4 protein-coding genes are annotated in these 5,712 nt (G+C 68.4%); 2 read left to right on the top strand and 2 right to left on the bottom strand.

From position 1 onward, the window contains the following. Nucleotides 1–116: 116 nt before the first annotated feature. Nucleotides 117–1,562 (bottom strand): TIGR00366 family protein, encoded by a 1,446-nt coding sequence (locus tag K2X24_RS22315; protein WP_292501235.1) that lies wholly within the window; start codon nt 1,560–1,562, stop codon nt 117–119. A gap of 94 nt (nt 1,563–1,656) precedes the next feature. Here K2X24_RS22315 and K2X24_RS22310 point away from each other — a divergent pair, with 94 nt between their 5' ends. Further along, nucleotides 1,657–2,106: a hypothetical protein gene (locus K2X24_RS22310; RefSeq protein ID WP_292501233.1), complete on the top strand. Its 450-nt coding sequence runs from the start codon at nt 1,657–1,659 to the stop codon at nt 2,104–2,106. Between the two features lie 72 nt (nt 2,107–2,178). On the opposite strand, the gene clpB is transcribed toward K2X24_RS22310, so the two are convergent. After that, the gene (clpB, locus tag K2X24_RS22305) at nt 2,179–4,809 is read right to left on the bottom strand and encodes an ATP-dependent chaperone ClpB (protein ID WP_292501230.1); all 2,631 of its coding nucleotides are present in this window, start codon (nt 4,807–4,809) and stop codon (nt 2,179–2,181) included. A 229-nt stretch (nt 4,810–5,038) separates the two neighbouring features. On the opposite strand from clpB, the gene K2X24_RS22300 reads away from it, so the two are divergent. Beyond that, the coding region (locus K2X24_RS22300) for an MOSC N-terminal beta barrel domain-containing protein (RefSeq protein ID WP_292501227.1) at nt 5,039–5,712 on the top strand (674 nt) is incomplete at its 3' end.

Genomic DNA, 5,712 nt, shown 5'->3' with positions numbered 1-5,712 from the left:
TTCCGGCGGTCGATCTTGGGCCATTGCGGACAGGCTCCCGAGCAGCAGGGTCGACAGGACCGGCAGGATTGCGATGCGCATGTGGATCAGTCCCCTCACGAGGCTTTCGCCCGAGCCTACGGCATCACCGGCGGGTGATAGGTCAGGGTGAAGGCCAGCGCCCAGAGCATGAACAGCACCACCGGCAGGTGGATCAGAAGCTGGAGGAAGCTGAAGCCCACGATGTCGCGCGCCTTCAGGCCGAGGATGCCCAGCAGCGGCAGCATCCAGAATGGGTTGATCAGGTTCGGCAGGGCCTCGGCCGCATTGTAGACCATCACGGCCCAGCCGAGATGCACCTGAAGCTCGTTGGCCGCCTGCATCACGTAAGGGGCTTCGAGCAGCCACTTGCCGCCGCCCGAGGGCACGAAGAAGCCCAGCACCGCCGAGTAGACGCCCATCGAGATCGGGAAGCTGCCGGTGGTGTTCAGGCTGACGAAGGCGTGGGTGATCACCTCGGAGACCGAGATGCCGGCCGCGTTCTTCGGCCCCGTCAGCATCGCGCTGATGGCAGCGTAGAGGGGGAACTGGATCAGGATGCCGGCGGTGGCCGGCACGGCCTTGGAGACGGCCACCAGGAAGCGCTTGGGGCGCCAGTGCAGCAGCAGGCCGAGGGTGATGAAGAGAAGGTTGTAGGTGTTGAGGTTCGAGATCGCGGTGATCCAGGATTGGCGCGCGAACTCCTGGTAGATCCAAGCGCCGGCGATCACCACCAGCAGGACCGTGAGGATCGGAGAATGCTCCAGCCACTCGCCGGGCTGCTCGGGGCGGCCGAGATCGGGCTTCTCGCGCTCGACGCTCACGCCGAGGTCCTCGGCCGTCACCGCCGTGTTCGGGCGCGGCGCGGAGGCGTAGGCGATGATCACCGACATCACGAAGAGGACCAGGGCGATCAGCATCGACTGCCACAGGAAGATGGTTTCGCTGAAGGGGATCACGCCGGTGATCGGCAAGAGCGCCTTGGGCAGGCTCGCGGGGTTCGCCTGGAGCTGGGCGGCCGAGGAGCTGAGGCCCATGGCCCAGGTCGCCCCGAGGCCGAGATAGGCGGCGGCACCGGCGGCGCGGTAATCCATGCGGAGTTCCGTGCGGCGGGCGAGCGCGCGCGCCAGGAGGCCGCCGAAGATCAGGCTGAGGCCCCAGCTGAGGAACGAGGACAGCATGGTCGCGGCGGCGACGAAACCGACGGCGCCGCGCCCGGTCTTCGGAATGCTCGCCAGCCGGTCGATCAGCGCCTGCACCGGGGGCGCCGTCGCCACCACGTAGCCGCCTATGGTGACGAAGGCCATCTGCATGGTGAAGGGGATGAGGCTCCAGAAGCCGTCACCGAAACTCTTGGCGATGGCGGGCGCCGGTGCCCCGTTGGCCAAGGCACCCAGCGCCACGATGACCACCGCGATCGCCACGAAGATGAAAGCGTCGGGGAACCACTTCTCGGCCCAGGCGGTGAAACGGATGCCGGCTCGCGAGAGCGCACTCTCCGTCGCGGCCGGATCGGCGCGACGTTCCGGCTTCAATGTCGACATCGGGGGTCCTGGGAACGAGAAACGCGGCTTTTGGAGGCGGCATTCTCCGCAAATGCCGACTCCGCTCAAGACGCATTCGGGTCGATGCACAGCCTTGATGGAAACGGTCCGGCGCGAATGTCAGCGAAGCGCTTCAGGCTTCCTTGAGAGTTCTTCGGCCAGAGTGAACCGCATTCGCATGGAGATCTCGTTCGTGGCCGACATCTCGAAGTTCCGGGACCTCGATACGCGGATGGCCGAACGCCGGGGCGCGGGTACCGCCGCTCGTGATCTCGCCCGACCGAACCAGGTCGGCACCGACTTCGAGAATCCGTTCTCATCGCCGCTCGGCTGGCTCGGCGCCGTTCTCCTGAACATCATTCTGGTGCTGGCCATCGGCCTCGCCACCGTGCTCGTGCCGCCCGTGATGGCGTGCAGCGAGCAGAACGCACGGGGCTTCTATGCCGGCGACAGCTTCGGGGCTTGCGCCTCGCGCGCAATCACGGCCCGATTCCAGGATTTCGATGGCAGGATCCGCAAGATGATCCTGAATTCCGGAGAATGACACGCAGGGGCGACGGGGCCCGGGACGGTCGCTGCCGTCCTGGGTCCCGTCGTTCGTCGATCGCCCGTCGTCTCAGTTCAGGGTGACGCTCTCCGGACGGCGCTCGGTGCTGAGGCCCGACTTGCCGACCTTCAGGCCGAGGGGGCCGACCTCCACCGGCACCGCCTCACCGTCGTGGATCAGCCCGGACAGGAGCTGTTCCGCCAGCCGGTCCTGCACCGCCTTCTGGATCACCCGCTTCAGGGGACGCGCACCGTAGGCCGGATCGTAGCCCTTGTCGGCTAGCCAGTCGCGGGCCTCCGGCTCGACGTCGAGGGTGATCTTGCGCTCGTCGAGGAGCTTCTGCAGGCGCTTGAGCTGGATATCGACGATCGCCCCCATCTCCGATCGCTTGAGGCGGTGGAACAGGATGATCTCGTCGATCCGGTTCAGGAATTCCGGCCGGAAATGGCTGCGCACCACCCCCATCACCTCTTCGCGCACGACATCGGTGTCGTCGCCCTCGCTCTGATTGACGAGGTATTCCGAGCCGAGGTTCGAGGTCATGATCAGGAGCGTGTTGCGGAAATCCACCGTCCGCCCCTGTCCGTCGGTCAGCCGCCCGTCGTCGAGCACCTGCAGCAGGACGTTGAACACGTCCGGGTGCGCCTTCTCGACCTCGTCGAACAGCACGACCTGATAGGGCCGGCGCCGTACGGCTTCGGTCAAGGCGCCGCCTTCCTCGTAGCCGACATAGCCCGGGGGGGCGCCGATCAGCCGGGCCACGGAGTGCTTCTCCATGTATTCCGACATGTCGAGGCGGACCAGCGCCGTGTCGTCGTCGAACAGGAAGCCGGCGAGCGCCTTGGTCAACTCGGTCTTGCCGACGCCCGTCGGGCCCAGGAAGATGAACGACCCGATCGGCCGGTTCGGATCCTGAAGCCCGGCGCGAGCCCGGCGCACGGCGGTCGCCACCGCCTCCACCGCCTCGCGCTGCCCCACGACGCGCTCGCCCAGCACCTTCTCCATGGCCAGGAGCTTGTCGCGCTCGCCCTCCAGCATCTTGTCGACGGGCACGCCGGTCCAGCGCGAGACGACGCCCGCGATATGGGCCGGCGTCACCGCCTCCTCGACCATGCCGTCCGGGGACACCGCGCTCTCGCCGCGTGCCTCTATCTCGGCGAGCTGGCGCTCCAGCCCCGGGATCACGCCGTAGGCGAGTTCGCCCGCGCGCTGGTACTGACCCTGGCGCTGGGCCGCGGCCAGTTCGTTGCGGGCCTCGTCGAGCTTGCGCTTGAGGTCGGCGGCGGCGCCGAGCTTGTCCTTCTCGGCCTTCCAGCGCGAGGTGATCGCGGCCGATCGCTCTTCGAGGTCGGCGAGTTCCTTCTCCAACCGGACGAGACGGTCACGGGAGGCGGAATCCGTCTCCTTCTTCAGGGCCTCGCCCTCGATCTTCAGGCGCACGATCTCGCGGTCGAGGTTGTCGAGTTCCTCCGGCTTCGAATCGACCTGCATGCGCAGGCGCGATCCGGCCTCGTCCATCAGGTCGATCGCCTTGTCCGGCAGGAAGCGGTCGGTGATGTAGCGGTTCGACAGGGTCGCGGCCGCCACCAGCGCCGCATCCTGGATGCGCACGCCGTGGTGCTGCTCGTACTTCTCCTTGATCCCGCGCAGGATCGAGACCGTGTCCTCCACGGTGGGCTCGGACACGAAGACGGGCTGGAAGCGCCGGGCGAGGGCCGCGTCCTTCTCCACGTGCTTGCGATACTCGTCCAGCGTGGTCGCACCGACGCAGTGCAGTTCACCGCGCGCCAGCGCGGGCTTCAGGAGGTTCGAGGCGTCCATCGCCCCATCCGCCTTGCCGGCCCCGACCAGGGTGTGCATCTCGTCGATGAACAGGATGATGCCGCCCTCGGCCGCCGTGACTTCGGAGAGCACGCCCTTCAGCCGCTCCTCGAATTCTCCGCGGTATTTGGCACCGGCGATGAGCGCGCCCATGTCGAGGGCGAGCAGGCTCTTGTCGCGCAGGGATTCCGGCACGTCGCCGTCGACGATTCGAAGCGCGAGGCCCTCGACGATGGCGGTCTTGCCGACGCCGGGCTCGCCGATGAGGACGGGGTTGTTCTTGGTGCGCCGGGACAGGACCTGGATGGTGCGGCGAATCTCCTCGTCGCGGCCGATCACCGGGTCGAGCTTGCCCTCGCGCGCCGCTTCCGTGAGGTCGCGAGCGTACTTCTTGAGGGCGTCGTAGGCGTTCTCGGCCGTGGCGTTGTCCGCGGTGCGGCCCTTGCGGAGCGCATTGATGGCACCGTTGAGCGAGGCCGCGGTGACGCCCGCCGCCGCCAGTGCGCGGCCGGCCTCGGTGTCCTTCTCAACCGCGAGGGCGAGAAGCAGGCGCTCGACGGTGACGTAGCTGTCGCCGGCCTTCTCGGCCGCCTTCTCGGCGGTGTCGAACAGGCGCACGAGTTCGCGCGTCGCCTGTGGCTGGGACGCGTTGCCGGATACCTTCGGCTGCTTGGCGAGCCAGGCCTCGGTCTGCGCGAGGGCGACCCGCGACTGGCCGCCCGCCCGGTCGATCAACCCGGCGCAAAGGCCCTCGGGATCGTCGAGCAGCACCTTGAGGATATGGCCCGGCTGGAATTGCGGATGGCCCTCGCGCATCGCGATGCTCTGCGCCGCCTGGACGAAGCCGCGGGCGCGCTCGGTGTAGATTTCAAAATTCATCTCGTCCCACCTCCCCGAGTCGACTCGACCCGCCGCCCGCTCGTCGCGGCACGGCCGGTCGCCGAAACGTCGCCTCCACGACCGCTGTCGCTGGAGACCCCGGCGCCACCTGGCCGCCGGTCATCGGGATGTGGTGTTGCATATCGGCACCACAAGGCCTCCCGGCGCGCGGTTTGCCGTTCTGCGCTCAGACTTGCGCCGGGACGCAAATCAGGGCCACGCTGGGCGCATGAACCTTGCCGCCTCCCCCGCGCCCCTTCGCCTCGAAGCCCTCTACCGATACCCGGTCAAAGGGCTCTCGCCGGAACGCCTCGACAGGGTCGAGCTGACGGCGGGCGCCTACTTCCCGGGGGACCGGCTGTTCGCCGTGGAGAACGGCCCCTCCGGCTTCGATCCGGAGGCGCCGACCCACCAGCCCAAGATCAAGTTCCTGATGCTGATGCGCCACGAGGCCCTGGCCCAGCTCGACACGCGCTACGAGCCCGCCAGCGGCCTTCTCACGATCCGCCAGGGCGGCACGGTGGTGGCCGAGGGCGACCTCGCCACCCCGGAGGGCCGAGTCGCGATCGAGGCCTTCCTCGCCGGCTACCTGCCGGACGCCATGCGGGGACCGGCGCGTCTGCTGACCGCGCCGGAGGGCTACCGCTTCACGGATTCGCCGCGCGGCTTCGTCTCCCTCGTCAATCTGGCGAGCGTGGCGGCCCTGGAGGACATGACCGGCGCGGCCGTGGACCCGCTCCGCTTCCGGGCCAACCTCTACCTCTCGGGCCTCGCGCCCTGGGCCGAACTCGACCTCGTGGGGCGCACCCTCACGGCGCCGGGCGGTGTGCGCCTCCGCGTCCACAAGCGCACGGAGCGTTGCGCGGCCACCAACGTGGATCCTGCGACGGGCCAGCGCGACCT

Source organism: Methylobacterium sp., from assembly GCF_019750675.1.
In the GTDB taxonomy this organism is placed as follows: domain Bacteria; phylum Pseudomonadota; class Alphaproteobacteria; order Rhizobiales; family Beijerinckiaceae; genus Methylobacterium.
The sequence above is the reverse complement of the archived record's forward strand: the minus strand, read 5'-3'. Positions and strand labels throughout refer to the sequence as shown.